Origin of the sequence: Spirochaeta isovalerica, assembly GCF_014207565.1 — a bacterium.
Classification (GTDB): Bacteria; Spirochaetota; Spirochaetia; order DSM-2461; family DSM-2461; genus Spirochaeta_F; species Spirochaeta_F isovalerica.
This window is the reverse complement of record NZ_JACHGJ010000001.1, coordinates 299,829-321,842: the sequence shown is the minus strand read 5'-3', so window position 1 is coordinate 321,842 and position 22,014 is coordinate 299,829. Positions and strand designations below refer to the sequence as shown.

The window sequence follows — 22,014 nt, the reverse complement described above, 5'->3', positions numbered from 1 at the left end:
TACCCCGCGTCAGGGGTAGAGATCCATATGATCTTCAGCATCTTTAAGGATGTGCTCCCACTTGCGCAGATCTTTCTCAATCCATCTTTTCTGAATAATTTCATTTAATCGATCGGCAATCAGATTCAAGACCTGTTCGGTTGTGTTTTCGATCTCCTTGTCTTTTCTTTCGAGAAAGACTTCCAGGACGCCCACTTTTGAGCTTCCGTCTCTAACCGGAAAAAGTCTCTTGTTTTCTGTTTCATGGAAATCCCTGCTCTTAAAAGACTTATTACCGACGACAATGCGGACCGAAGCGATTTGGGCATGACTGAGAAACTCGGGAATCAGTGAAGCGATTTCCTTTATATGCCCTTCAAAACTGACCTCTTTGCTTTTGGCAATCTGTGAAATCTTTATAAAACAGTCGAGCTCCCTGGCCCGGTTGTTTTTGTCTATTTCAGCCTGTCTCCGCGCCGTAATATCTCTGGAAATTCCAAAGATGCCGATGACCTTGCCTTCTTCATCGCGGAAAGGAACTTTTGTCGAAGCCACCCAGCTGATTGATCCGTCCTCCCAGGTTTCCTTTTCCACATAATTCGTCATACCTCTTCCGCAATCCATTATCTCCTGTTCCTCCCGATAGGTGATGCCCGCATGTTCTTCTGTAAAAAAGTCATAATCACTTTTTCCGACAGCTTCATCGGGAGAATTGAGATTGAACACTTTTGTGAGAGATTCATTAATAAGCAGGAATCGGGAATTTCTATCTTTTATGTAAATATGGTCGGGAAAGGTGTTAAAAAGAGAACTGAGAAGGTGTTCGATAAAGTTAGAATCAACACCTTTTACTTTAAGCCTGCTTAATAATTCAGAGTCAAACTCATTTTCCATATGATTATTATAGTTGAGGTTTTCGAAATTCGCAAAATCAACTGGTTTTCCGGTGGGAACCCATAATTCTGGCAAGAACGCTGAGCGAGTCGGAATATCCGAAGATAAGCTTGAGAATTACCATTAAGGGAACAGATAACAGCATCCCCGGGATTCCCCATATGATGCCCCAGAAAACCAGGCCGAAAATAACCGTAACGGTATTGAGAAGAAGCCTGTCACCCATGATTTTCGGTTCGAGGAAATTGCCGATTGTCATCTGAATGAAAAAGAGAATCAACAGTACAGCAATGGCTCGATGAAAGGTGTCAAACTGAATTATCGCCATAAGCACCGGTGGAATAGTGGCAATAATGGATCCGATGGATGGTATAAAATTCAAAAGAAAAGTCAGAAAACCGAAAATCAGGGCAAACTTCAAACCGAAGAGCATACACACCATACCGGCGATAAACCCTGTGGAAGCACTGACGATAATCTTTATAGTCATATAAGTCGAGACAGATCGCTGAAGTCCCTGAATCTCTTTTATCAGCTGCTTATTATCTTTAACGACATATCTTATATATTCTTCATAATTAGTCATGCTGGAAAGAAGAATGACGAAATAGAGAGAAAACATAAAAAACGAGCGACCGAAATTTCCGAGACCCGCCGCAAGTGAACTGACCGCCCTGGTAATACTGCCGCTGTTGAAAAAACCTAGCAGATATTCCGTTATATTGTCGAGATTCAGTCTGTGGTTAGTGAGAACTTCGATCTGAAGGATTATGGATTCAACTTTTTTGATAAACTGGGAAGCTAGAAAATTCGATTGAGATGCAAAATTGCCGATAGTCCCGATAAAGATATTGACAATAAATAATATGATTAGAATTGTCATAGTTGCAATTATCGGAACAATAACAGCTGTAGGGAATTTGTATTTTCTCAAAAAAAGCATCAAAGGCTGGTACATAATGACGACAAGCATAGCAAATACCAGAGGCAGAAGAAGCGACGACAGTATTTTCAGTAAGTAAAAAGCCAGTATGAAGAGAAAAACAAGAAGGATATTACGTATTGATCTAAGCATATGTGTACCTATTCTCCCGATGTAATTGAATCAATCTGTTCATCTTCGGTATTATTAATGGCATTAATGGCTTTGCGGGCTTTTTCGTAACGCTGCGCATATATCCGGGATTCTGCCTCTCTTCCCGCTTTCTCAAGAATGATTGAAAGCGCTTGAAGATCAGCTGCGATTCCCTGTGAGAATTCCACCAATTTGTCATAACGGAGAGCTTCTTCGCCGAAAAAGACAGCCCGGTCATATTCCCTTTTTAAAGAATAAACTGAAGCCATCATATAATAGTCCGATGCCAGAGCTTTATATTGTTTGTTTTTTTCATGATAACTCACACTGCTCTCAAGAAAAGCCAGAGATTCATTGTAGAGACCTTTTTTCCTCAGGAGAAGGCTGAATTTTTGAGCCAGCATAGCCTTTTCATCGGAATCAGCATCATCCGGTGAAGGAAGACTATCTCTAAGAATTCTCTCTGCTTCGTCCAGATCTTCGACTTTCATATAGTAATCAGCCAGATTCCCTGTCGTAGAGAGAATGAGAGCCTCGTTTTCCAGCCTCAGGGCAATTTCCAGTGCATCATTGAGATAATCAATGGCTTCTTCGAAAAGACCTTCCATCATTTTTGTCTGACCGATTGAGTTATAGACCGCGACAAGTCCCTCTTCATAGTCCAGCGAAGCATTCAGTTGTTCAGCTTTTTCAAAGAAATCCAAAGCCCGGCTGTATCGCCCCGCATTATATTGTGACGTTCCGTTTTTCAGGTAATCAGCAGCCTTGTTTTTTAATTCAACATTTTTCGTTTCTTTTTTTCCCGGTAGGGATGAACATCCGGCGAGGAGAATAAGAACAAAAAGCACAAAAGTCAGTTTACCTGATTTATTCATCAGAACTCACCATCCCTGATTGAAGTTGATACGGAATCCTGAGGTGTTTCCTCTTCAATTCCGCCCCGGAGTAGAGGATTGTTTTTTAATCCCTGAAGAACCTTTTCAGCCTCATCGATCGTTGCCCCTGTTCCCTCTACCAGAGAGGATATTTCAGGGCTGAGACCGTTGAGATACTCCATCAGTTCACGAACTTCCTTCATACTGTTCTGCAGTTCATCGAGGATACCGTAAACCTGATTAAACAATTTATTATCATCATCGAGGAAAGTGGCCACACTGCCCTTGGGATCGAGCATCTTGGGAACGATTCCCTCCACAGTTTCCAGCTCCCGGGCCAGCAATGCAAAAGACTGTGTAATCTTTTTAATATCTTCCAGAATGGCGCCCACTTCTGGCAGTGTTTCCACCTGCACATCTTCCACAACGGCCGAAACCCCGGGAATGACCTTTCCAAGGCTGTCCAGGATTTCCCCTACTGGTCCCGGATTATATCCCAGTAGCGTTTCATCAAGGGTTATCAGCAGACTGTTCAGAGAAAGAACCATTTCATCGGCATCATTGAGAATTTTTACAATTATATCACCGGAACTGTCTTTATCAACGAGCCCCTCTTTAATCAGCCTTCTTCCTTCGGCTGTTGCCGTTGAATGAATAAAAGATCCTTCCTGAAGGGAATCGCCTTTTTCTATACCCGGATAAAAAGCAATCTGAGCGCCCAATCCCAGAGGATTGGCCTGAAGTTCTATGACGGAATTTCCTACGACACGGTTTATATATTCCTCATATATGACAAAAGAGACGCCTATCATATTATCATCATCCAGCTCTATGGTTTGCAGTTCGCCGATTTTAAATCCTCTGAGAGTTACGGACATTCCGGATCTGAGTCCCGTGGCGGATGGAAAACTGCTTGTATAAACAAGATCGTCGCGCAGCCACCGCTTATTGATTCCGATAAGGATCAGCGCCACGCATACGAGAATAAGTGAGATCAGCACAAAAAGTCCGACGATCTGTTCGGCAAAACGGAATTTAAACTTCAAATCAAACCTGTCCTTTTATATCTTCAATGATATCTTCGATATCTTTATCTTCATATGTGAGAATCTCGGAAAAGCACCCCTGTCTTATAACGGATCCTCCTTCGATAATGATCAAATTATCGGCAATCATCCTGGCCAGAGAAAAATCATTAGTTACTGTAATTATAGTTTTTTTCTCTTCATTCAGCTCTTTTATCAAATTATGAATACGGCGGCTGCTTTTTTTATCGAGAGAAACAGCCGGTTCATCTAAAAAGAGAATATCGGGATCAGTCATAAGAGCTCTGAGAAAGGAAATGATCTTCCTCTCCCCGGAAGAAATGGCTGAAGGCCTTATCAAAAGATTTTCTCTGACTGCGAGCATGTCAACCGCTGACCTGATTCTTTTGTCAATATCGACGGCGTTCATCCCCGGCCTGAGAATCCGCAGAGGTATGGCCAGATTGTCATAAATCGTTTTATTCGCCCATAATGCTGCATCCTGAAACACAAAACCGGACTGCGCCTGCATTTCAAAAAAATCCGATTCATTCATTTTCGCGATATTATCGCCGTTATAGAGAACTTCTCCATCATCGATGCGGATCAACCCGGCCATGGCTTTCAGAAGCGTTGTCTTGCCACTTCCCGATCTACCGAAAATAACCGTTGATGATTCCGGCTTTATTTCCAGGTTGATTGACTTGAGTACAGTCTCCCCTTCAAATTGCAGCGTTACATCTTTCAAAACAAGTGATTCCAGCGTCCTCTCCTATAATCGGGATATTACCGTAATAATAGCATCAGCTACAATAATAAAGGTAAAACAGTTTCCTATAGACTTTATCGTCGCTACGGGAACTTCCGTAATCGCGTGATTAACTCTGAAGCCATGATATGTGGAAACCACTGCTATAATATAACCGAAAACAAAACTTTTCAGAAAAGAAATAAAGAGATCCCAGGCTGTCAGAACCTGAAGAAGATTTTCGAGATACTCCTTGATCGGTATAGGATTCATCATAGATGTTACCAGAAAAGAGCCGAACAGGCCGAAGATATCAAAATAGACATTGAGCAAAATCATGGAACCCACAACACCGAGAAGACGCGGAACCGCCAGATAGTATACCGGATTGATCCCAACGGATTCATATGCTTCAACTTCATGTGAGACAATCATGTTTCCCAGTTCTGTAGTGATGGCCGTACCGGAACGCGCCGCGAGTATCAGAGCTGTCAGAACAGGCCCCAGCTCTCTGACTATTATCAGCACCAGAATATCATAAACCATTTCCCCCTGTCCGAACTGGGGCAGAATGGCCACTCCCTGAACAATTATGACTCCGCCGATCCCCAGAGAGATGAGGGATAGAATCGGCAGGGCTTCCACTCCCGTAAAGAGAAGCTGCATGATCAGAACTTTTTTGTCCTGTTTCCGGGAGAAGAGGAATTTCAGCGTCTTTCTGCTTAAATAGAAGAAATACCCCGACATGTAGGAGATACCCTTCAGGTAGGAGATAACAAGACTTCCTGCCGATTTAATCATACTAATATGATAAAGCCGAGACCCCCACCTGTTCAAGATTGCAGATGTTTATTTTAAAGTGATGATACTTGAAATATCCCTATTCCAGCAGAACTTAACAAGCAAATTGCCGGCTTTTCAGGAACCTCTCTTGACCGCAAGGGAACTTAATTGTAAATTACAGACTGATTACGCTTTACGAAGGATTATCATAATGGCCAAACAACCGAAAATGCCCAGCATGGAAATACAGAAAGAAATTCAGAAATCTCAGGAAAAGATTCTGAGAGCTTATAAAAAAAGGCTTACTCAGAAAGATCTTCTGAAACTCAATGAGTTTATCACATCGGGAAATGCGCCCGGTTCGAAAGAGTTCCAGAAACTGAGGCCGGCTTTGAAAGAGGTGATTATCAAGCTGAATGTCTCCGGTCTCGAAATCATGCAGAAATCCACTAAAAATCCTTTCCAGCGGATGCGCTATGCTATTGCGAAATTTTCTACCAAGAGAATACCGATAATGGATAAGGAAAAAAAGAAGAAAAAGAAAAAGTGATTTCTTCTGTCGAAATAAAGGGTTGCTTTGTTTGAAGCAGCCCTTTATTAATTATAACGAAATGAATGAATTCACTGAAAAAGTCATAAGGATTATTTCTTCCATTCCCGAAGGCAAGGTTGTTTCCTATGGACAGATTGCCGCACTTGCAGGTAATAACAGAGCCGCCCGTCAGGTTTCCTGGATCTTGAGAAGCAGCAGCGGAAAATACAATCTTCCCTGGCATAGGGTTGTCAATGGAAAAGGAATAATATCCCTTCCCGAACACGACGGAGGGAATCTTCAAAGAGAATTACTCGAAAATGAAGGTGTCGAATTCAGATTGAACGGAGCCGTTTCCAGAGAATTCTTCTGGAACGGCAGCACTTAATCATTTTTTGGAGTATTTGTATTTACGGCTTTTTCTTTGAGAATGATTGAAATGACTTCCCTGTTTAAATGAATCGCGCCTCGGCCGACCATCCTGATGCCCCTGTCTGGGTCCTCCGGCGGAGGGTTTAGCCTTTTCGACCATGGGACGGTGTCCCCTACCCGATTTCCTGAAAACATCGATAATCTGTTCGGCATCTTCAAAGCTGACTGTAATAAAGGAAAACATTTCAAAAACCTGAACATCATCGATTCTGGAATCGGGGATTCCCGTTTTATTCTTGATCAGAGCCACGACATCACGGGCGCCCATATCATCTTTCCGCCCTTTGGCGACGAAGAGTCTTGTTCTGTTCCCGTCTTTATTCATATTGATTTTCTTGATTTCTTTATATCGGGATTCGTCGAGGTCCTGTTTGAAAGAGTATTTAAGCAGCGACGATACCACCTGCTCCGGGTCGGCCTGTTCCAGAAGGGTTCTCGCCATTTCATCATAGTGCTCATTCGTCTTTTCAAGATTACCCTGAATTGTTTCTGTCAGATCATTAATAATTCTCTCTCTTTTAATATCAATGACATCTTTAACTTCGGGAATCGACTTTTTGGTTATTGTCGTGTTGGCCATTCTCTTAATTCTGACGAGGAGCCTGTACTCGGAATGAGTTACGAAAGTAATGGCTGTGCCTTCCTGACCGGCCCGTCCGGTTCTTCCGATTCTGTGAACATAGGATTCGGGATCCTGGGGAAGAGAATAATTGATAACATGAGTCAGATTGGTAACATCAATACCGCGGGCCGCAACATCTGTCGCCACAAGGATATTGATTCTCTTCTCTTTGAACTGGGCCAGAATTCTCTCCCGCATATTCTGGGAAATATCCCCGTGAAGCGCTGCAGCGTCATAACCGCGATTAATCAGTCTTTCAACGACTTCGTCCGTGCGGATTTTTGTCCGGCAGAATACGATTCCGTAAAAATCGTCTTCGATATCGACAATGCGGCAGAGAGCTTCAAACTTGTCCCGCTCAGCCAGTTCGTAATAAATCTGTTCTGTAAGATTGGTTGTGAGCTGCTCTTTTTTTACAGCCAGAACCTCATAGTCGCCCATATATTTTCCGGCGATATTCAAAATGGCCGGGGGCATGGTAGCCGAAAAGAGAACCATACGCTTCGTATCGCTTACACTTTCCAGAATACGCTCTATATCTTCAACAAAACCCATGTTGAGCATTTCGTCCGCTTCATCAAGAATCAACCACTCCAGCCGCGAAAGATTGAGGCTCCCTTTATCAATATGATCCTGAATTCTGCCCGGCGTACCGACAATAATGTCTACACCTCTTTTCAGGCGCCTGAATTGCTCACCATATGACTGTCCGCCGTAAATCGGAGCGATTTGCAGCTTTTTGGTTCCCTTAAGTGAATTTATCTCTTCACAGACCTGAACGGCCAGCTCTCTTGTCGGAGCGAGAATAAGAGCCTGAACGCGACCTGCATCAGGTGTGAGTCTATCTATTAAAGGGAGACCGAAAGCCGCTGTTTTACCAGTACCGGTCTGCGCCTGCCCTATTATATTTTTATCGCCTTTCAGCAGATGGGGAATGGTTTTGGCCTGGATGGGGGATGGTTCTTCAAATCCCTTTTTTCTGATTCCTTCCAGCGTGCTTTCAGAAAGTCCCAGATCATCAAATTTCAGTTTTTCTTCCATATTATATCCTTGGATTATTTACTACTTTACACTTTACAACGGCAGTAACTATAAACATTATTGGGGTTTATGAGAAGCTCGGCTTTCGTCATTGAGAAACATTTGGCCTTTCCATTGACTTTTTCCCGTCTGAAGGATATATTTTTCACAAATCTGTAAATTATTGTTTGGAGATACATATGTCTAAAGCCCATAGAGGTGCAGGAATCAGAGATCAGGTCAGAAACGGTAGAGGTGACTGCCCACTCTGTAAAAGAACTGCCATTAAAGTCGGATACGAAAAAGATTTTGACGGAAAAAAAGTCAAGATCTGCAAGCAGTGCAATGCCGCTGTAGCAAACGGTAACATGAAAGAAGCTATCGCTGCTCTCTAATCCGTGACTATCCATGATATCCCTGCTTTACGCAGGGTATTTTTTTTATAAGGATAAACAATGAGCTCTACTTTAATTCTCTCGCTTTTCTTTTTATTTTTCTTTTCAGAATATCTGGTTTCATCTATTTTAACGATAATGAATCTAAACAGTTCTCTTGCTAACCGCTATAGTGTCCCCCCATACATCAGTCATGTTATGAGCATAAGAAAGTATGAGAAAACAATCGATTATACGCAAAGAAAGGGTAAATACTCTTTATTCAGTTCAACAGTGGCAACATCGTTAACAGCTTTGGTGATCTGGTATCAGATCCCCGCCCGGATTCTGGGAATAATTCAAGGCTCAGGTCTTCACCCCTACGCGGAGGGAGTCCTCTACCTTTTGCTTCTTACCGGCTTATCGTCTCTCATATCTCTCCCTCTGACTCTTTATTCACAATTTGTCATTGAAGAAGAATTCGGTTTCAACAAGATGACTTTCCGGCTATATCTCTCTGATATGGTTAAAAACGGTATATTATCTCTCGTACTATTTGTTCCCTTGTTACTGGGTCTTTTTCTTTTCATGGATAAGAGCGGTTCGCTCTGGTGGCTTTATACCTATCTGTTTTTTACAGCATTCCAGCTTGTGATCTCCCTGCTGTACCCTCTAGTCATCGCACCGATTTTTAATAAGTTTACCGAACTTGAAGAAGGAGAACTCAAGAATCGTCTTTTCGCTCTGGCAGAAAGGACTTCATTCAAGACCAGCGGGATTTTTATAATGGACGGAAGCCGCAGATCAGCCCATTCCAATGCATATTTCACCGGTTTCGGTAAAGCGAGAAGAATTGTTCTCTTTGACACTTTGCTCAAACAGCTTAGTCACGAAGAACTGGAAGCAGTTCTGGCCCATGAAATCGGCCATTTCAAAAAAAAGCATATTTTAAAAAGACTGGTATTTTCACTGATTTCCGCTTTCGCGCTTTTTTACGGATTATCCATTCTGCTAGACTTTACACCCCTATACGAAGCATTCGGTTTTAAAGAGAATACCCTGCCGGCTCTTCTTGTCATTCTTTCTTTTGTGACCGGTCCTATATCCTTTTTTATCAAACCGGTGTTTTCCTTATTCTCCAGGAAGGACGAGTATGAAGCTGACAGATTTGCGGCTTTAACACTCAAGAATGGAAAGCCTCTTATCGATGCTCTTATTGTTCTTGGAAAAGAAAACCTCTCCAATCTGACTCCGCATAAAATCTATAGTGCTTTTCATTATAGTCACCCGGTTTTATCTGAGAGGATATCTGCACTGGAAAGGTATAAATAGAAAGTGATGAGGGATGACGGTTTATCGCATCCCTCATTATGCTTATGAAATCAGACTTCTTGATTCGATGTAATATCTTTTTTCTTCCGCTTCTCCGATTGAGAATGTTTTCCGGGGCAGAGCTCCACCGGCAACAATCATATCGAAGAATTCTGATTTTTTAATGGCATTCAGATAAAGGCCTAGATTACCTTTCCTGCGGGAAAGATCATACAATGCTTTTTCCCCGTGAATATAATCTATATTGACCTGAGTGTTATCTTCCCGGTAATCGTCTATGAATTTCTGAATGACTTCATATGTAAGCTTTATTGCTGGTTCTTTTATCGATATATACCCGACTTCATCATCTGAAACATATCCAATCCGATGCTCCCGGGTATTCTCACTGACTTTGTCTTTCATGACAGCTTCGGAACTTACGGTTCGGATTTCACACTCATAAACTGTTTTGAGTTTTTCAAAAAAGTCCTGTCGATCTATATCAAAGAGAACCCGATGAATTGGTTCAAAAATAATGCCTTCATTGAAAATATTCTCGACTTCCACCAGAGCGAACCGTGCGGGATGATCTTCCGGAGCGCCTTCGCTTTTCAACTTTTCCCAGATTTCCTTTGCTGTTGCCAGGGAGTGGTTACCGTCTCCCACAGCGAAAAGCATATCATTATTCTCAAATAGCTTTTCAAAAGCAGTGCAGATCTTTTCCAGGTACGATTCATCACTGATCAGCTTTCCTTTGACATGGCCTCCACCCTGCATCAGATCAAAATCATAAACTGTTTCAAAAGAATCACTGTCAATAAATGCATTTTCAATTATTGACTTTTCTCTGTCATTGATAAGAAGAAGAATATGGGGAATATCAAGAGGGGCGTTCTTTCTTATTTCTATTCTGGGAGGGAGCCTTTCAAGTACAGTCCCTTCTGTGGGCCTGATCAGACTCTTCGTATCTTTGGAAAAACTGTATTTCTCGAGGTCGACAGCCAGTATCATTCCCTGACGGGACTCGACATAGGGTGTGCTTCGATCAACAATAATAAATCCCCGATCAAGCTTTCGAAATACATTTTCTTTCATATAGCTTTTCATTGTGGAATTAATCTTCTGAACCCGATCTTTCTTATCATCATCTTCCAGATAGCATTCGGGAAGTATCAGATTCAGGGTTGAAGGAGAATTCCCGACGATTTCTTCAGTTTCCTTCCAGTAGTTTTTCTCAGAAGAATACTGATCACAGGCAACGACTGCCCATTTGTTCATTTCAGCATCTGCAGGCAGAAGAATTTCGGGAATATGGATTCCCATTTTTTCAAATCTTATTTTTAAACTATTCATTTTAAATTCTCCAATCGGGATCCTCTAAAGAGGATCCCATGGTATTGTTTTTTAAATTTAAGGACTCGAAAGCTTAGTTTTTAGAAGCAAAATCCTTCATAAAAGAAGTCAGCTTTTCAACTCCTTCAATTGTCATTGAATTGTAGATTGAAGCACGGCATCCGCCGACACTTCTGTGACCTTTCAGTCCATACATTCGCTCGGCTGTCGCTTCCTCAATAAATTTCTTTTCGAGGTCTTCATTTGGAAGCCTGAAAACAACATTCATATTCGATCTGTATGCCTCGTCAACAGGAGATCTGTAATAACCGTTGCTATTATCAATAGCGCTGTAAAGGAGCTCGGCTTTCTTTTTATTGTGAGCGACCATGCCTTCCAGTCCGCCATTTTCTTTCATTCTTTTCAGAACCAGATTAATGGCGTATATGGGGAATACAGGGGGGGTATTATATAGAGAGTTGGAATCGGCATGTGTCTTGTAATTCAGATAAGCGGTCAGGCTGTCGGGACATTTTTCTACCAGATCATCGCGAATTATGACAATAGTGGCTCCCGAAGGTCCGAGGTTCTTCTGAGCTCCGGCATAAATCATTCCGAATTTTTCCACAGGAACGGGCCGGCTGAGAATGTCACTGGACATATCGCAGATCAGGGGAACATTCCCTGTATCGGGCCAGTTCTTCCATTGAATCCCGCCGATTGTTTCGTTGGAAGTCATATGAAAGTATTTAGAACCCTCACCGGGCTTGAGAGTCGATGCGTCTGCCAGCGTCGTGTAATTCTTTTCTTTTCCGTCGAAGACAACGTTTACCTTTCCGACCTTTGCTGCATCCGCCGCAGCTTTTTTCGACCATGTACCAGTTAGGGTATAATCAGCCGTGCTGCCTTCGCCAAGGAAATTCAAGGGAATCATAGAAAATTGAAGAGTCGCGCCTCCCCCGAGAAAAAGCACTTTGTAATTGTCGGGAATGGAGAAGATCTCCTTCATCATTTCTACGGCGCCGTTATGAACTTCGTCGTAAGTTTTCGATCTGTGGCTGGTTTCCATAAGTGAAAGACCTGTGCCCTTGTAATCAACCATTTCTTCGGCAATCTGCTGAAAAACTTCCACGGGAAGTACAGACGGTCCAGCAAAAAAGTTTGTTGCTCTGCTCATTTTTTTCTCCGTAATTTAATTCCATTTTGCAATTGATACAGCGATGATAACCCCGCTGCAGCCAATCGTACATAAATATTAACAAGTATGAGCATTTTTTTTCAGTGTCACCAATTAAAAAATGCAATTTTATCTTTTTTTATCGATAGTTTGTCTACCATAAGCCATATTGTCGTATTGTCTTACAATAACATATAATAATTGAATTAGAAAGAAAAAAGCGGATTACTCAAGATAAAATTCAGAAATGAAAATCAAGGCAGATTACGGAATTGCTGTTATTGCGAATTTGGTAAACGAGAGGCTTGAAGCGGATTCCGACTTTTTTGCATGCCTCATCGAGATAATTGATATAGTTTAAACCGAGTTCAGTTGTCATGCTTCCCAATTCATCATAGAAATCGGTAATATTTTTCCCCTTCTGCTGCTGAGTATTGGTCTCGTCAATCATATCCTTCATGTTGTCGAAGACAAGACCTCTGCTGTATATGAGAATTTTTAATCTGTTGGACGTGCCTATCGAGGTTGAATTGGGATTACTTATTGACCATCCCAGAGAAAGAAACTGCTTTTTCTTTTCCATTTCAGCAAAGAGCTTCTTTCTTGTTTCGGGATCGAACATCAGTTTCTGCTGGCTTATCTGGCCCCTGTATACATCATCTACATAGGTTTTCAGGTTGCTGTTTTCTCCGGCTGTCAGTAGCTCCATTATCACCATGGACAGATATTCGGCTATTGTGGACCGGTCAAGGTAGAGTTCCAGTATATCAGAAATATCTTTAATCACATCCTCATAGCTCTTCTCGTTTCTGAATCTGTGAAGCACGAACCAGCACACCGGCCGAATACCATCGACAAATCTCTCGATCAGAAAAAGCTTGATTCTTTTCTCTTCATTGAGAAGCTTATCATCTTTTTTGATATTGAGAGCAATGGTACTGGCTATCTCTTTCAAAATCTGTTTCTTCACATCGCCGCTCTGGAGCAGATTCTCAATATAGGATTCATTTACGACTGTTTTTTCATCTATGATATTTGAAGGGTTATTGCGGTTCCAGGTTTTCACCAGGCTGGAATGGAGAATAGCATTCGAGACTTCTTCATCAAACTGCCGGTAAAAGTTACCGTAAACCAGAATTTTTGTCAGATCGACCAACTCGGAACGCTTGGAAGTAAATTCCGCCCGTTCTATTTCAATTCTTTCGATATATCCGAGAAGCATCATGTGCTGTACGGCAGGTGGAGTCACTTCGGAGAAAGACACACCATATTGTATGGTGTCATCGGCCATGACAAATTTGTTGAGTTTTTTATTATTCCTGATAAAAAAATTGATCCCTTTCTGAGTAAAAATCAACTTGATCGGAAGGTCCAGTTTAGGATTTCTTTTTTTAGCACACATTTGATAAAACTCAGCAGCTCCTTTTCTGTGATTGTATTCCGATCGGGCCGAATCATGCAACAAGGTTCTTTATGTGTTTGATCCAGTCAGAATTTTTTTTTCTATTAAATTATTTTTCGGCAGCTATCTCTATTAACTTCTATAATAATTGACGCGTCCCTCATTTTAAACCTATCCTTAAGCGAGATGCGTAAAACCATAATTATTATCCTTCATATAGCTCTGCTTCTCTCTTTTCCTTTGTTTGGAGATGATTCATATCAATACGGAAAGCAAGTACAGAATCTTATGAAGGAAATTGAGCCATTCTTCCCCAGAGAAGAGAACTCCGAGAACGAAAAACTGCTGTTCTTGTATCTGGAAGATCAATTTATTCAAAATCAAATCGATTATGAAGTACTGGACTACGGACTTTCCGAAACTTACCATTCTTTCTCAAAAGGATATAAAGTCTCAGTTTCCGGACAACTTGAAGATACGCTAATGCTGATCGTTCCTCTCAACAACCGCAGCAATCAAAACTCGATGCGAAGCGGTTCGATCAATATTGCAACGGCCCTACAGTTATTGAAGATTTTCTCCAGGTATACTCCCTCGCTTTCTATAGAGTTTCTTTTTCTCGGCGCTGAAAGGGGTACCGGAAGTTCATATCCCATCGGATCAAACCTCGTCATTGAAGATTTTGTTTCCGATAAAAATGCTGCTGTATATCTCGATATGACGGCACCGGGTGACCGGATTATCATTCGCAAGAGTTCAGGCAATGACCGGACACCCCGCTGGCTTGTCGAAAGTCTATCACAATACTTTCTTGATAAGGATTTGAGCTTTTCCAATGAAAGTATTGAAACCCTGGCTTATCAGTCCGGTTTAGAAAAGCCGCCCGCCGTGATCGAAGTCTATCACTCCGCAGAAATCCCTATGGTACTCCTGCAGAGCATACCCGGGTTACAGAATAAAGCAGACGACCAATGGATAAACGAGTTTATCGAATCACTGCTTTCTCTTATTCTCGATTATTCCAACGGATTACCCGATGAATGGGATCGCCATTACCTGATAACGCCGCTCGGAAGGAATCTCATTACCATAGGAGAAAAACAGAGTATTATATCCTTTGTAACTCTTACGGCTTTACTGATGCTGATACTTCTTTTTAAATCTAGAAACCTGCATCTCAACCTCAAGCGTTTCAAAAATCACTTCTGGTCTCTTCCCCTGCTGTTCTTTCTCGCTTTCCTTTATCTTTTCCTTTCGACTCTTCTGATTGAAGAGATTTCCGGGATGAGAGATTATCCCGATTTCTGGATGAGATATCCTTTATTTTTTCTGTTATTTAAAATCTTTCTATCCTTTTTCCTTTATTCCGGATTTCTTTATCTCGTTAAAGGGGTTGCGCTATCCCCATCCCACCATTTTTACACTTATACGGCGTTTCTATCTTTAATTATCAGCTTAATAACTGTCATGGTTTTCAATATATCATTTTCCTACTTTTTCCTTTGGGGACTGGTTTTTATCTCCTTTTTTATGATCAGCCGCCGGAAAGCTTTAAAAAGGCTTTTTCTTATTCTTACCCCACTCCCGATAATCGCAGTCGGGTATTTAATTGTTACCTATCCCTACTATGAAATATCGCGTTTTCTACTGACTTCGAGGGTTACCGGCAATATCTTTTTCACTGTTCTTATAATGCCGGTGTTAATGCTCCAATCGAGTCTGAACCATTATCTGCACAGGTTTCATCGACACAGAAGAAGTTTCAGAAATGCCTATTCACTTATAACTACAGGGGCCGTGACAGTATTTCTTTTATACCGAATACTGATTCTGCCGACTTTCGATGAAGTTCAGAAACAGCCTCTGTATCTCAATGAAGTCATCAATCCCGGCAAGTCTATCCGAACCCTGGGCCTTTCGAGCCCTGCACCTATAGGAGACTTAACGCTTCTTCTCGATGGCAAAGACCTTAAACTGAACGATGTAGGAAGGGAAGCGGAAATAACCGCTCCGATGATCAATGATCTTCTTGATGTAAGCCGTGAGAAATCCACTTTCCTCGACCGGGTTAGTTCAAAATATACCATAGACGCCAAAGGAACGCCTGACAGAATAATCATTGAATTGATATCGGAAACGCCTTTGATAATTTATGACTCGAATTATCCTTCAAAAGCTTCGGCTGACGGGAAAAAGATTGAATTCCATATAGGTGTAAACCCGCGGCTCCCTCTGGATCTTTCTTTTATCATTTCGCGTTTCGCAGCTCCCCAGATGAATATCCAGGTCTACTACAGCGACTTTCCCTATCAGTTTGATATTACGGATCGGGATTTTGCTCTTTATAAAAACCTTGTAGTGAACAGCCTTATACCCTGGGAGTAAAGAAGATATTTGAATATTCAAATCCGGGAGACTATAATAAAGGTTGTAAGAGGTGAAATATGGAGTCTTTACATAGCGGACAATATCTGACATTCACTCTAGGTGACGATTCTTTCGCTATTCCTATCGAACATGTGCTGGAAGTTCTGGAAATTGAAAAAATTACAAGGGTTCCCAGGACCGCCGATTATCTACTCGGTGTTATCAATGTAAGGGGCAGTATCAGGCCGATTGTTGATCTTAGAACAAAATTGAATCTGCCTCCAATGGATAGATTGGAAGACGAAGCCTACAATATAATAATTCTCGAATTATTTATTGACAACGAAACCAATGTGATTGGCATAGTCACCGATATGGTGGACCAGGTCGTGACACTTAAAGAAGAGAATATCGACCCCGCTCCGAAAATCGGGACCCGCCTGAACAGGGAATTGATCAGCGGAATAGGTAAAATTCGCGATTTGTTCTTAATCATCCTCGATACAGATTATCTGTTTTCCGAAAACGCTACCAATTTAAAGACAATGGCTTTGCCATCGCCAGCAAAATAGGCTAAGAAAAACCCGCTGGTAAAACAGCGGGTCTTCCATAATTTTATTTTTCCAGAACAGCTTTGATTCTCTCAAGAACTTTTGTTCTGTTCAGAGGTTTTACGATGTAGTTCTTTGCGCCTTTAATCAGTGCGTCCTTCACAAGGTCTTCTTTACCAAGAGCGCTTATCATAATGACTTTGGCATCTTTATCGAATTCCATAATTTTGGTGAGTGCCGAAACACCGTCAAGCCTGGGCATGGTGATATCCATTGTGACCAGATCAACTTCAGGATGCAAAGATTTGTATTTCTCAAGCCCTTCAAGCCCGTCATTGGCCGTTCCCACGACTTCGAAACCTTCGGAAGTGAGAATCTGGCCGATCTGTTTCTGTACAAACATTGAATCATCAATAATCAGAACCTTATACGGTTGTCCCATAGGGTTTAAACCTTCCGGTTGCTTGGAATTGATATTGGGAAAATCTGCATTAGCTTTCAAAATGTCCGCCTTTTACTCATTTCTATAAATTTACTTTAATATCGGTTGATTTACAAGCCGTATTAACTCCGGGATATTTAAATCAGTTTAAGATTACTCATTTCCCTGGTAATTTTCTCCTTCGTCATGGGTTTGAAGATATATGCATCTGCTTCGGCACGGAACAAGTCCATTAAGGTCGAGCTTTCGGTTGTGGTCGTTGATACAATGACTTTGGAACGGTCGAGCCCACGGACCTTGTGTTCCTCTTCAATCTCCCGGATTCTGCTCAGAACTTCAGAACCGCCTATGCCGGGCATGACAAGGTCGAGTAAAATAATATGATAAGGAGAATTTTCTTCAAGAGCCAATGTGAAGAGATTAATCCCGGCCTCTCCGTCATTGACTGTGTCACAGACACCGAAATCGCTCATAATAGACTTCTGGAGCAACCGGGCGACTGGATTATCCTCTATTATAAGGATTTTATAATCCCGCTGAGTCAGATAGAGATCATCCTCGAAAGGCACGGCTGCCTTCAGAAGCGGATCTTTCATGTCTTTCTGCTTCCGATCCGTAATGAAAATAACTTTTAAAGGGACATTACTATCCTTTGTGGCTGCTTTCAAATTAATATACTCAGGAGTCTTTACCGCAATCATCCCTATTTCATTGATTTTATTGAACAGTGGCAAATCCCTGTAGGATTCCCTGCTGATTGATGTATCCAGAGATTGTTCCACCAGGAAGATATTAAGATTACTGTTGCGGGCATCGCGCAACAGAGCCTTCTCATCGGAAGTCAGGTTGAATGATCTGGTTTTATTCAATTGAGATTCTTCTGAAGCGAGAAGATCTTTCAACCTGTCGATTAATGACTCCCGATCTGCATTTTTTTGTTCGCTGATACCCAGATCGCCCTTGATCCATTGCAGCGTGTCGGAAAATGCATCTAGAGCTTTTGCTGAGAGAATCATGTTTCCGGTTCGCAATTTTTCAAAAATCTGTTCCAGCAGATATACATGTTTGAGGCTCTCATTCAAGTCCATGAGAAACAAACTGCTTTTGAGATTATGGATTCTCCGGTATGTGGAACCTATGCTTTCCAAAATATTTTCCTGGTCGGAAAGTTTTTTTTCCAGTAGGGAAATATCCCGATCGAGTCTGATAAGCTGTTCCTCGATTCTTCTTCTTTCAGCTGTTATCATTGTTTTTCTGCTCCAATTCCGACAGTAGACGTGTTATTTTTTCATTTGTGAAAGGTTTGTCCATAAAATGATAAGCTCCAAGTTCTTCGGCTTTCTGTTTGATAACTTTATTGTCCACTTTGCTGATCATGACAAAGGGGATGGCATGGAATTTCTTTTCCTTTCTCATTTCGATAAGAAACTCTATTCCGTCCATCCCGGGCATCTTCAGATCACTCATTATAAGATCGAAGGGCGTTGACTCCCGGAGTTTTTTTAATCCCTCCAGCCCGTTCGTGCCATACTCTACTGAAAAACCGGCGGCTTCCAGAAATAGCTGAAGGAATCTCCTTTGAAATGCATCGTCTTCCAGTATTAGAATCCGCTTTATTTTCATAGGTCATCCGGATCAAATGTTACTTTTCCATCGCGATAGAAGGAAATTGTTTTTTCAACTTTATCTTCCACATCTATAATCATAGGCAAGATTTGCGTCAAATCAAGTTTCATTTTCGCTGACTGCTCAAGCTGAAGGGCGCTTTCATAGAGAATAGTACCACCGATACTGGATGCTGAGCTTTTCACATCATGCGCCGCGGCCCGAAGGGCATGGTAATCAGCAGCCTCCCATGTGCACCTTATCAGTTTTAACTGATCCGGGGATATTTGAACAAAGAGTTCCATCATCTGATCAAATAAATCCTGATTCCCATCGGTAATTTCGAAAATGAGCTGTCTATCGATCATGTTTTGAGGTTCCATACTATTTCCCTTCATTCATTTAAATTTTAATACAGTCTCATAACAATTAAAAGTTTTATTAAGCATATGGAAGAATCGTGAAATTCGGAGTATTATCTGGTTATGGATGAAACCATTATGACAGAAAGCCCTATTGGCAAGAGGCTTGAAAAAGTTAAGAAAAAAGAGAGCCGCTGCCTGGTTTTCAATGGAAAAAAAATCAGCCTGACTTCACGCATAACCATAGGCAGGTCTTCCAGGTGTGATGTTGTAATCGACGATATGCTGGTTTCGAGGGAACATTCGGAAATTCAGCAGATAAAATCCTCCTTTTACATAAAGGACCTGAACAGCCGCAACGGAACTTTCGTCAATGATATAAAAGTGCCGAAAGGTAAATACATTAAGCTTTCGCCAAACGATGTAATTCGTCTTGGTTCAAAAATCGAAATTACTTTAAACTGATATAACGGGGAAAGAATGACAATCAACTATAATAAATGGTCCGCAATGCCGGAACAGGAACGCATGAATATATTCAATCGTTCCGAACTGGTGATCAGCGACGTAATGGATACTGTTTCGCAGATAATTGATAATGTGAAATCCAATGGAGATAAAGCTCTATACGAATATAATCGGGATTTTGATGGTGTTAAACCGGAGAAATACAATTTGAGAGTCAGTGCTGAAGAGTTTGAAGAAGCGGAGTCCTCACTTTCCGCGGACGTCAAAGAGGCTATTGATTTTTCCATCGCAAACGTCCTTAAATTTCACAAGTCTCAGATTCCGGAAGGAATGAATATGATTGAAATCCGCAAAGGCGTTTTTGCCGGCGAAAAAGCTATCGCCATCGAATCAGCAGGCTTGTATGTTCCCCGCGGACGGGGAAGTTTTCCGTCTATGCTCTATATGCAGGCAATCCCCGCCATTGCAGCCGGAGTCAGAAGAATCTGTATCGTCACTCCTCCTGATGAAATGGGTAAAGTCGACCCGGGATGCCTGTATGCCGCCCGAAAATGCGGTGTCAGCGAAGTGTATAAAACGGGAGGAGCTCAGGCCATCGCAGCCTTGGCTTACGGAACGGAATCCATAAAGCCGGTTGTAAAAATAACAGGACCCGGCAGTAAATATGTCAGTGCGGCAAAAAGGTTATTATCGGGAATTGTCGATCCGGGGCTTCCCGCCGGTCCTTCAGATTCCGCGGTTCTGGCCGATGCTTCGGCAGACCCTTATAAAGCCGCACTGGATCTGATGACCGAGGCGGAACACGGTTCAGATTCTTCGGCGATTCTCGTTACCGATTCCGAATCTCTCGCGCGCAAATGCATGGCTTACCTGGACACATTAGCAGCCAAGCTGCCTCCTCAGAGAAAAAAATTCGTTGAAGATGTCTTTGCCGGTTTCGGCGGTATCATTCTGGTAGATTCTATTGAAGAAGGCGCCCGTGTCGTCAATATCTATGCTCCGGAGCATCTTCAGATTGTGACTGAAGATCCTTGGGATACAGTTCAGCTGATAGAAAATGCCGGTGAAATCCTTCTCGGCGACAACACTCCCTTTTCAAATGCCAATTATTCCATTGGAGCCAATGCTGTTCTTCCCACCGGGGGAAAAGCGAAAACCTGGTCAGCGCTATCTGCAAGAGACTTTATAAAATACAGTTCTATTGTTTACAGTACAGCAAAGGGATACAGGGATCTGGAAAAGCATGTCAAAGTGCTCGCAGATTATGAAGGGTTTGCTGCTCACGGCAACGCATTGAAGTTGCGTAATGACAATGTTTAAAAACAGCGCCGAAGGCTTTCGATGGATGGAGGCCTTTACCAATTTCGAAAAAGTTCCGGATCTCACAAAACGGGGATATCGCCTCGACAGAATGAAACTGCTTCTCCAATGTTTTTCCAATCCCCATCTGGATATCAAAACCATTCATATAGCCGGTTCAAAGGGTAAAGGCTCCACTGCCGTTTTCGCAGCATCCATACTAATGGAAGCCGGGTTTAAAACCGGTATGTATACCTCTCCCCATATAAGCGATTACAGAGAAAGAATTACCGTTAACAATCAGTTTGCCCCCGAATCGGTTTACTTGAAAAATATGCTGCTGATAAAGGAACTGATTGAGGGTGATGAATACCTTTCCCTCCCCGGAGGAAGTGAGCCGACGACTTTTGAGCTGCTTACCCTGCTCGCTTTTCTGGTCTTCCGGGACAGCGGTTGCGACTGGGTTGTTCTGGAAACGGGACTGGGAGGCAGACTCGACGCAACGAATCTTGTCGATCCCCGGGCTGTTTTCCTGACGCCGATAGAACTGGAACACAGGGATCTACTGGGTGATACCATTGAAAAGATAGCATATGAAAAAGCCGGTATAATCAAAAAGAACCGTCCCGTTTTTTCTTCAGCACAATGCTCTGAAGCCCTTTCTGTTTTTAAAGAGAAAGCACAGACAGAAAATGCACCTTTATATATCTTACCAGATCTGATTGAAAAATCAGAAACCGATACGGCGTTTCCCCGCTCCAGGATGTATATAAAATGGAAAAACGACCGCTTTAATCTCGCGGAACTCAAAATGTATGGAAATCATCAGGGTGATAACTGCGCTCTTGCCATTGCCGGTATGCACAAGATTCTTCCCGAGATAACGGATGATCTGATTAACAGAGCGGTAGCGAAAGCGTTTATTCCCGGAAGAATGGAAGTTTTAGGCTCCAGACCCGCCTTTATGATCGATGGAGCTCATACAAAGCGGTCCGTGACAATGGCTCTTGAAACATTTTCCAGCCTGTTCAAAAAGAAAGGGATACTGATATTCGGCTCTGTCGAAGGCAAAGATGCAGATGCGATGGCGGAAGTGCTGGCAAAGAATTTTGAAGCCGTGATAATAAGCCGCCCGGGAACCTTTAAAAAAAGCCAACCCGCTGAGCTCTACAAATTATTTGCAAAATTCAACAGGAATTGTTACCTTATAGAAGATCCTTTTGAAGCGGCTGAGAAGGCCAGAGAGCTTTCAGATAGCGATAAACCTATTCTTGTGACCGGTTCTTTTTACATGGCCGCCGAAATCCGGAAATTTTTAAAAATAAAGGAAAAATAG

The 22,014-nt window shown here is 42.1% G+C and carries 23 protein-coding genes; 9 read left to right on the top strand and 14 right to left on the bottom strand.

Translation table 11 applies throughout. The annotated features are described in order from the left end of the window. Window positions 1–9 precede the first annotated feature (9 nt). Genes HNR50_RS01335 through HNR50_RS01310 form a run of 6 tightly spaced genes read right to left on the bottom strand, consistent with a single transcriptional unit; the run spans window position 10 to window position 5,397 of the window. Window positions 10–873 carry a PAS domain-containing protein gene (locus tag HNR50_RS01335; RefSeq protein ID WP_184742646.1) on the bottom strand — a complete coding sequence of 288 codons (864 nt, stop codon included), beginning with the start codon at window positions 871–873 and terminating at the stop codon, window positions 10–12. 37 nt (window positions 874–910) lie between these two features. Continuing rightward, window positions 911–1,948, bottom strand: coding sequence for an AI-2E family transporter (locus tag HNR50_RS01330; RefSeq protein WP_184742644.1), 1,038 nt, complete (start codon window positions 1,946–1,948; stop codon window positions 911–913). Window positions 1,949–1,956: 8 nt separating this feature from the next. Continuing rightward, window positions 1,957–2,823, bottom strand: coding sequence for a tetratricopeptide repeat protein (locus tag HNR50_RS01325; RefSeq protein ID WP_184742642.1), 867 nt, complete (start codon window positions 2,821–2,823; stop codon window positions 1,957–1,959). After that, the gene (locus HNR50_RS01320) at window positions 2,823–3,869 is read right to left on the bottom strand and encodes an MlaD family protein (protein ID WP_184742640.1); all 1,047 of its coding nucleotides are present in this window, start codon (window positions 3,867–3,869) and stop codon (window positions 2,823–2,825) included. Before HNR50_RS01320 ends, HNR50_RS01325 begins: the two co-directional genes overlap by 1 nt. Before the next feature lies 1 nt (window position 3,870). Beyond that, window positions 3,871–4,596: an ABC transporter ATP-binding protein gene (locus tag HNR50_RS01315; protein WP_184742638.1), complete on the bottom strand. Its 726-nt coding sequence runs from the start codon at window positions 4,594–4,596 to the stop codon at window positions 3,871–3,873. A gap of 24 nt (window positions 4,597–4,620) precedes the next feature. Further along, window positions 4,621–5,397, bottom strand: coding sequence for an ABC transporter permease (locus tag HNR50_RS01310; protein WP_184742636.1), 777 nt, complete (start codon window positions 5,395–5,397; stop codon window positions 4,621–4,623). A gap of 193 nt (window positions 5,398–5,590) precedes the next feature. Here HNR50_RS01310 and HNR50_RS01305 point away from each other — a divergent pair, with 193 nt between their 5' ends. Then, complete coding sequence (locus HNR50_RS01305; protein WP_184742634.1) at window positions 5,591–5,929, top strand: hypothetical protein; 339 nt, start codon at window positions 5,591–5,593, stop codon at window positions 5,927–5,929. 61 nt (window positions 5,930–5,990) lie between these two features. Continuing rightward, window positions 5,991–6,299 (top strand): MGMT family protein, encoded by a 309-nt coding sequence (locus HNR50_RS01300; RefSeq protein WP_184742631.1) that lies wholly within the window; start codon window positions 5,991–5,993, stop codon window positions 6,297–6,299. Here HNR50_RS01300 and HNR50_RS01295 read toward each other — a convergent pair whose 3' ends face one another. Next, on the bottom strand, window positions 6,300–8,006 hold the full coding sequence (locus HNR50_RS01295) for a DEAD/DEAH box helicase (protein ID WP_184742629.1): 1,707 nt from the start codon (window positions 8,004–8,006) through the stop codon (window positions 6,300–6,302). Between the two features lie 179 nt (window positions 8,007–8,185). Between HNR50_RS01295 and HNR50_RS01290 the strand changes: the two genes are divergently transcribed. Together HNR50_RS01290 and HNR50_RS01285 are read left to right on the top strand one after the other, a co-directional pair. Further along, window positions 8,186–8,380, top strand: a complete 195-nt coding sequence (locus tag HNR50_RS01290; protein ID WP_184742627.1) for a hypothetical protein — start codon at window positions 8,186–8,188, stop codon at window positions 8,378–8,380. A 138-nt stretch (window positions 8,381–8,518) separates the two neighbouring features. Further along, window positions 8,519–9,691, top strand: a complete 1,173-nt coding sequence (locus tag HNR50_RS01285; protein ID WP_184742625.1) for a M48 family metallopeptidase — start codon at window positions 8,519–8,521, stop codon at window positions 9,689–9,691. Window positions 9,692–9,733: 42 nt separating this feature from the next. On the opposite strand, the gene HNR50_RS01280 is transcribed toward HNR50_RS01285, so the two are convergent. The 3 genes from HNR50_RS01280 to HNR50_RS01270 all read right to left on the bottom strand — a co-directional run bounded on the left by HNR50_RS01280 (window position 9,734) and on the right by HNR50_RS01270 (window position 13,584). After that, window positions 9,734–11,026, bottom strand: coding sequence for a DUF1015 domain-containing protein (locus HNR50_RS01280; protein ID WP_184742623.1), 1,293 nt, complete (start codon window positions 11,024–11,026; stop codon window positions 9,734–9,736). A 73-nt stretch (window positions 11,027–11,099) separates the two neighbouring features. Then, window positions 11,100–12,182 carry a 3-phosphoserine/phosphohydroxythreonine transaminase gene (serC, locus tag HNR50_RS01275; RefSeq protein ID WP_184742621.1) on the bottom strand — a complete coding sequence of 361 codons (1,083 nt, stop codon included), beginning with the start codon at window positions 12,180–12,182 and terminating at the stop codon, window positions 11,100–11,102. Between the two features lie 241 nt (window positions 12,183–12,423). Continuing rightward, window positions 12,424–13,584, bottom strand: a complete 1,161-nt coding sequence (locus HNR50_RS01270) for a DUF8084 family protein (RefSeq protein ID WP_184742619.1) — start codon at window positions 13,582–13,584, stop codon at window positions 12,424–12,426. Window positions 13,585–13,770: 186 nt separating this feature from the next. On the opposite strand from HNR50_RS01270, the gene HNR50_RS01265 reads away from it, so the two are divergent. Continuing rightward, window positions 13,771–15,969 (top strand): zinc-binding metallopeptidase family protein, encoded by a 2,199-nt coding sequence (locus HNR50_RS01265; RefSeq protein ID WP_184742617.1) that lies wholly within the window; start codon window positions 13,771–13,773, stop codon window positions 15,967–15,969. Window positions 15,970–16,028: 59 nt separating this feature from the next. Beyond that, complete coding sequence (locus HNR50_RS01260) at window positions 16,029–16,523, top strand: chemotaxis protein CheW (protein WP_184742616.1); 495 nt, start codon at window positions 16,029–16,031, stop codon at window positions 16,521–16,523. 43 nt (window positions 16,524–16,566) lie between these two features. On the opposite strand, the gene HNR50_RS01255 is transcribed toward HNR50_RS01260, so the two are convergent. From HNR50_RS01255 to HNR50_RS01240, 4 genes are all read right to left on the bottom strand, one after another. Beyond that, window positions 16,567–16,944, bottom strand: a complete 378-nt coding sequence (locus HNR50_RS01255) for a response regulator (RefSeq protein WP_484592919.1) — start codon at window positions 16,942–16,944, stop codon at window positions 16,567–16,569. Between the two features lie 137 nt (window positions 16,945–17,081). Then, entirely contained in the window at window positions 17,082–18,191 is a 1,110-nt protein-coding gene (locus tag HNR50_RS01250) for a response regulator (RefSeq protein WP_184742612.1), read from the bottom strand. Beyond that, window positions 18,178–18,567 (bottom strand): response regulator, encoded by a 390-nt coding sequence (locus tag HNR50_RS01245; protein WP_184742610.1) that lies wholly within the window; start codon window positions 18,565–18,567, stop codon window positions 18,178–18,180. Before HNR50_RS01245 ends, HNR50_RS01250 begins: the two co-directional genes overlap by 14 nt. Continuing rightward, window positions 18,564–18,932 (bottom strand): Hpt domain-containing protein, encoded by a 369-nt coding sequence (locus HNR50_RS01240; protein WP_184742607.1) that lies wholly within the window; start codon window positions 18,930–18,932, stop codon window positions 18,564–18,566. Before HNR50_RS01240 ends, HNR50_RS01245 begins: the two co-directional genes overlap by 4 nt. 102 nt (window positions 18,933–19,034) lie before the next feature. Here HNR50_RS01240 and HNR50_RS01235 point away from each other — a divergent pair, with 102 nt between their 5' ends. The 3 genes from HNR50_RS01235 to HNR50_RS01225 are packed head-to-tail and all read left to right on the top strand — an operon-like array spanning window position 19,035 to window position 22,014. After that, window positions 19,035–19,376, top strand: a complete 342-nt coding sequence (locus HNR50_RS01235) for an FHA domain-containing protein (protein ID WP_184742605.1) — start codon at window positions 19,035–19,037, stop codon at window positions 19,374–19,376. A 15-nt stretch (window positions 19,377–19,391) separates the two neighbouring features. Then, window positions 19,392–20,699, top strand: coding sequence for a histidinol dehydrogenase (gene hisD / locus HNR50_RS01230; RefSeq protein WP_246433728.1), 1,308 nt, complete (start codon window positions 19,392–19,394; stop codon window positions 20,697–20,699). Then, a complete protein-coding gene (locus tag HNR50_RS01225) occupies window positions 20,686–22,014 on the top strand; it encodes a bifunctional folylpolyglutamate synthase/dihydrofolate synthase (protein WP_184742603.1) in 1,329 nt (442 codons plus the stop codon). Before hisD ends, HNR50_RS01225 begins: the two co-directional genes overlap by 14 nt.

Coding starts and splice junctions, on each gene's coding strand:
- HNR50_RS01335 (WP_184742646.1), bottom strand. CDS start 873: ATGGAAAATGAGTTTGACTCTGAATTATTAAGCAGGCTTAAAGTAAAA.
- HNR50_RS01330 (WP_184742644.1), bottom strand. CDS start 1,948: ATGCTTAGATCAATACGTAATATCCTTCTTGTTTTTCTCTTCATACTG.
- HNR50_RS01325 (WP_184742642.1), bottom strand. CDS start 2,823: ATGAATAAATCAGGTAAACTGACTTTTGTGCTTTTTGTTCTTATTCTC.
- HNR50_RS01310 (WP_184742636.1), bottom strand. CDS start 5,397: ATGATTAAATCGGCAGGAAGTCTTGTTATCTCCTACCTGAAGGGTATC.
- HNR50_RS01305 (WP_184742634.1), top strand. CDS start 5,591: ATGGCCAAACAACCGAAAATGCCCAGCATGGAAATACAGAAAGAAATT.
- HNR50_RS01300 (WP_184742631.1), top strand. CDS start 5,991: ATGAATGAATTCACTGAAAAAGTCATAAGGATTATTTCTTCCATTCCC.
- HNR50_RS01295 (WP_184742629.1), bottom strand. CDS start 8,006: ATGGAAGAAAAACTGAAATTTGATGATCTGGGACTTTCTGAAAGCACG.
- HNR50_RS01290 (WP_184742627.1), top strand. CDS start 8,186: ATGTCTAAAGCCCATAGAGGTGCAGGAATCAGAGATCAGGTCAGAAAC.
- HNR50_RS01285 (WP_184742625.1), top strand. CDS start 8,519: ATGAATCTAAACAGTTCTCTTGCTAACCGCTATAGTGTCCCCCCATAC.
- HNR50_RS01280 (WP_184742623.1), bottom strand. CDS start 11,026: ATGAATAGTTTAAAAATAAGATTTGAAAAAATGGGAATCCATATTCCC.
- serC (WP_184742621.1), bottom strand. CDS start 12,182: ATGAGCAGAGCAACAAACTTTTTTGCTGGACCGTCTGTACTTCCCGTG.
- HNR50_RS01270 (WP_184742619.1), bottom strand. CDS start 13,584: ATGTGTGCTAAAAAAAGAAATCCTAAACTGGACCTTCCGATCAAGTTG.
- HNR50_RS01265 (WP_184742617.1), top strand. CDS start 13,771: ATGCGTAAAACCATAATTATTATCCTTCATATAGCTCTGCTTCTCTCT.
- HNR50_RS01260 (WP_184742616.1), top strand. CDS start 16,029: ATGGAGTCTTTACATAGCGGACAATATCTGACATTCACTCTAGGTGAC.
- HNR50_RS01255 (WP_484592919.1), bottom strand. CDS start 16,944: ATGGGACAACCGTATAAGGTTCTGATTATTGATGATTCAATGTTTGTA.
- HNR50_RS01250 (WP_184742612.1), bottom strand. CDS start 18,191: ATGATAACAGCTGAAAGAAGAAGAATCGAGGAACAGCTTATCAGACTC.
- HNR50_RS01245 (WP_184742610.1), bottom strand. CDS start 18,567: ATGAAAATAAAGCGGATTCTAATACTGGAAGACGATGCATTTCAAAGG.
- HNR50_RS01240 (WP_184742607.1), bottom strand. CDS start 18,932: ATGGAACCTCAAAACATGATCGATAGACAGCTCATTTTCGAAATTACC.
- HNR50_RS01235 (WP_184742605.1), top strand. CDS start 19,035: ATGGATGAAACCATTATGACAGAAAGCCCTATTGGCAAGAGGCTTGAA.
- hisD (WP_246433728.1), top strand. CDS start 19,392: ATGACAATCAACTATAATAAATGGTCCGCAATGCCGGAACAGGAACGC.
- HNR50_RS01225 (WP_184742603.1), top strand. CDS start 20,686: ATGACAATGTTTAAAAACAGCGCCGAAGGCTTTCGATGGATGGAGGCC.